Source organism: Mesorhizobium sp. M7A.F.Ca.US.005.03.2.1, from assembly GCF_003997795.1.
Lineage (GTDB): Bacteria > Pseudomonadota > Alphaproteobacteria > Rhizobiales > Rhizobiaceae > Mesorhizobium > Mesorhizobium ciceri.
In genome coordinates this window covers 1-2,648 of record NZ_RZRP01000859.1, presented here as the reverse complement: position 1 = coordinate 2,648, position 2,648 = coordinate 1, and the positions used below count along the sequence as shown (strand labels likewise).

Sequence of the window (2,648 nt, the reverse complement as noted above, 5' to 3'; positions counted from 1 at the left end):
TCGTTGAAGCGGCTGCAGACCGAATTCATCGATCTCTATCTGTCGCATTGGCCGGATCCTGCGACGCCCTATGAGGAAACGCTTGGCGCCTACGAGAAGCTGCTCGCCAAGGGCAAGATTCGCTATGCCGGGTGCTCTAACCTCGACGCCGGCCAGTTGCGTGCGGCACTCGATGTGGCGAGCCTGCGCAGTCTGCCGCGCTACGAGGTGCTGCAGCCGGAATACAATCTCTACGATCGCTCATCCTTTGACGGGCCGTTGCGCGATCTGTGCGTGGCCGAGGACATCGGCGTCATCACCTATTTCAGCCTGGCCAAAGGTTTCCTCAGCGGCAAATACCGCAGCGAGGCCGATCTCGGCCAAAGCCCGCGTGGCGGCGGCGTGAAGGACTATCTCAATGGGCGCGGCATGCGCATCCTTGCGGCACTCGACGCGGTGTCATCAAGGCATTCGGCCAAGCAGGCGGAAGTCGCGCTTGCCTGGGTGATCGCTCGGCCGGGCGTCACCGCGCCGATCGCCAGCGCCACCAAGCCCGAGCAGATGGACAGCCTGATCAAGGCGGCGTCGCTGAAGCTGAGCGCCGCCGACATGGCCGAACTCGACAAAGCGAGCGACTGAAGTTTCGGCGGCCGCTCCTCGCACGAACGTCCAAGACGACCCTCTTGTCTTGCCATAGCCTCCTTCGCACGGGGCAAGACAGAGGGTGAGATGACTGAGCCGCTTCTTTTGCAGCCGGATCTTTGGCGCCAGTTGTGCGCGCTCGTGCTTGCCTCCGCCGTCGTCATGGGCAGCCCGGGGCCGGCAACGATAAGCGTCACCGCCGTTGGTGCCGCCTTCGGTTTGCGCCATTCCCTGGGCTATGCCTGGGGAATCATCCTGGGCACGATCGCCGTGCTTTTGGTTGTCGCGACCGGGGTCATGGCAGTGCTCACCTCGATGCCGAAGCTGGCGCCGTTGCTGGCTTTGGCCTCCGCGGCCTACATCCTCTATCTCGCCTTCAAGATCGCTACGGCGCCGCCGCTGGCCGCCCGCGCCGCCGAGACTTCGCGTCCCACATGGCTGGCTGGATTTCTTCTCGCGGTCGCCAATCCAAAGGCCTATGTGGCGATCGCCGCCGTGTTCGCCGGTGCTTCGTCCAAACAGGGCGCCACTGAGCCTGGTCTATGGCTGAAGCTGGCGGTTCTCGCCCCGATGATCGTTGCCATCCACGCTCTGTGGCTTGTCGCGGGGGCTGGGTTCGCGCGCTTCCTGCGCCGGCCGGCGGCCTCGCGGATCATCAACCTGATCTTTGCCGTGACGCTGGTGTTGACCACCGCGCTGGCGGTGTTCGGCTGAGAACTGCCGGCCGGAGACTTCCGGTTCAGACTTTGGTTCTTGCGGCGTTGTCCAGCTCTTGCAGCCTTTTCGCCGCTGTCGGCGGCAAGGCAGGCGGGTTCGGGCCGCGCGCCGCATCAATCAGGAACTGGTCGCAGGCAGCTTCGGTCTCGCCGATCAGCCGGGCCATGAATTCGTCCTTGCTCAGTCCCGGTGGAATCGGCGGCAGGAAACGCGCCTTGATGGTGCCGGGATAGCGCAGGAATTTGCGGCGCGGCCAATAGAGGCCGGCGACATGGGCAACCGGCACCACCGGAACACCAAGCTGCGTGTAGATTTCGACGATGCCGTATTTGTAGGCCGGTTCGTCGCCCGGCGCGCGTCTTGTCCCTTCGGGGTAGATGATGAGCTGGCGAGGGTTGCGCGCCATCTCTTCCTTGGTCGCGGCGACCACGGCCTTCAGTGCTTTCGAACGGCTGCCGCGATGAACCGGGATCATGCGCATCTTCATGATGTACCAGCCGAAGAACGGGATCCAGGTCAGCTCGCGCTTGAGGATGTAGAGCGGGTCCTGAAGGAAGGGGAAGAAGGCGATCGCGTCCCAGAACGACTGGTGCTTTGGTGCCAGGATGAAGGAGCCTTCGGGCAGGTTTTCCCGGCCGGTGATCTCGTTCTTCGTTCCGGCGATCTTCTCGTAAAGCCACATCGAGGTGCGCGACCAGAATTTCGGCACGAACCAGGCGCGGTGCCGGGGCGACAGGAAATAGTAGGGGGTCCAGAGGATCATCTGGACGATCAGGTTGACGTAAAAGACGAAATTGAACGTCAGCGATCTGATGTAGAGCATTGGGGGAGCCCGGTGAGGAGGTGAGCGTTGGTTACACCAAGCGCGGGAAAAAAGGAAATGGCCGCAGGGCGCTTTGGGTGGCGACGAAGAACGGCCACCGATGGGTTGGCCTGGTTCCGCTACATCAGCCGCGCCAGCCGCGCCTTCAGGCGCGGAGCGGCAAAATCGAGGAAGGCGCGCAGCTTGACCGGCAGCAGGCCGTGGCCCGCATGCACCAGGCTTACCGGCCATGGCGCCGGCTCGAATTCCTGCAGCAGGACGCGCAGCGCGCCGGACCGCAGCGCGGCTTCGATCTGGTAGGAAAGCACACGCGTCAGCCCGACGCCGGCAATCGCGGCATCGATGGCCGCTTCGGCGGTGTTGACCTGAAGCCGCGAGCGGACCCGAACCGGGATTTCGGCCTTGCCCTTGATGAAGCTCCAACTGGCGGCGGAGGCGAGCCCCTCGAAGGTGATGCAATCGTGTGTTTCCAGATCCTCCGGGGTCG

Annotated in this window: 4 protein-coding genes; 2 read left to right on the top strand and 2 right to left on the bottom strand. The window is 63.8% G+C overall.

The window, feature by feature from the left end; translation table 11 throughout:
* Both EN991_RS31565 and EN991_RS31560 read left to right on the top strand, forming a co-directional pair.
* Positions 1-618, top strand: a 618-nt coding sequence (locus EN991_RS31565) for an aldo/keto reductase (RefSeq protein ID WP_164769506.1), incomplete at its 5' end; no start/stop codon positions are given.
* Positions 619-708: 90 nt separating this feature from the next.
* The gene (locus EN991_RS31560; protein ID WP_127370221.1) at positions 709-1,335 is read left to right on the top strand and encodes a LysE family translocator; all 627 of its coding nucleotides are present in this window, start codon (positions 709-711) and stop codon (positions 1,333-1,335) included.
* A 25-nt stretch (positions 1,336-1,360) separates the two neighbouring features.
* Here the strand turns inward: EN991_RS31560 and EN991_RS31555 are convergent, their stop codons facing one another.
* Both EN991_RS31555 and EN991_RS31550 read right to left on the bottom strand, forming a co-directional pair.
* On the bottom strand, positions 1,361-2,161 hold the full coding sequence (locus tag EN991_RS31555; RefSeq protein WP_024503759.1) for a 1-acyl-sn-glycerol-3-phosphate acyltransferase: 801 nt from the start codon (positions 2,159-2,161) through the stop codon (positions 1,361-1,363).
* A 119-nt stretch (positions 2,162-2,280) separates the two neighbouring features.
* A partial coding sequence (locus EN991_RS31550; RefSeq protein ID WP_245461130.1) for a LysR substrate-binding domain-containing protein occupies positions 2,281-2,648 on the bottom strand: 368 nt, incomplete at its 5' end.

Coding starts and splice junctions, on each gene's coding strand:
- EN991_RS31560 (WP_127370221.1), top strand. CDS start 709: ATGACTGAGCCGCTTCTTTTGCAGCCGGATCTTTGGCGCCAGTTGTGC.
- EN991_RS31555 (WP_024503759.1), bottom strand. CDS start 2,161: ATGCTCTACATCAGATCGCTGACGTTCAATTTCGTCTTTTACGTCAAC.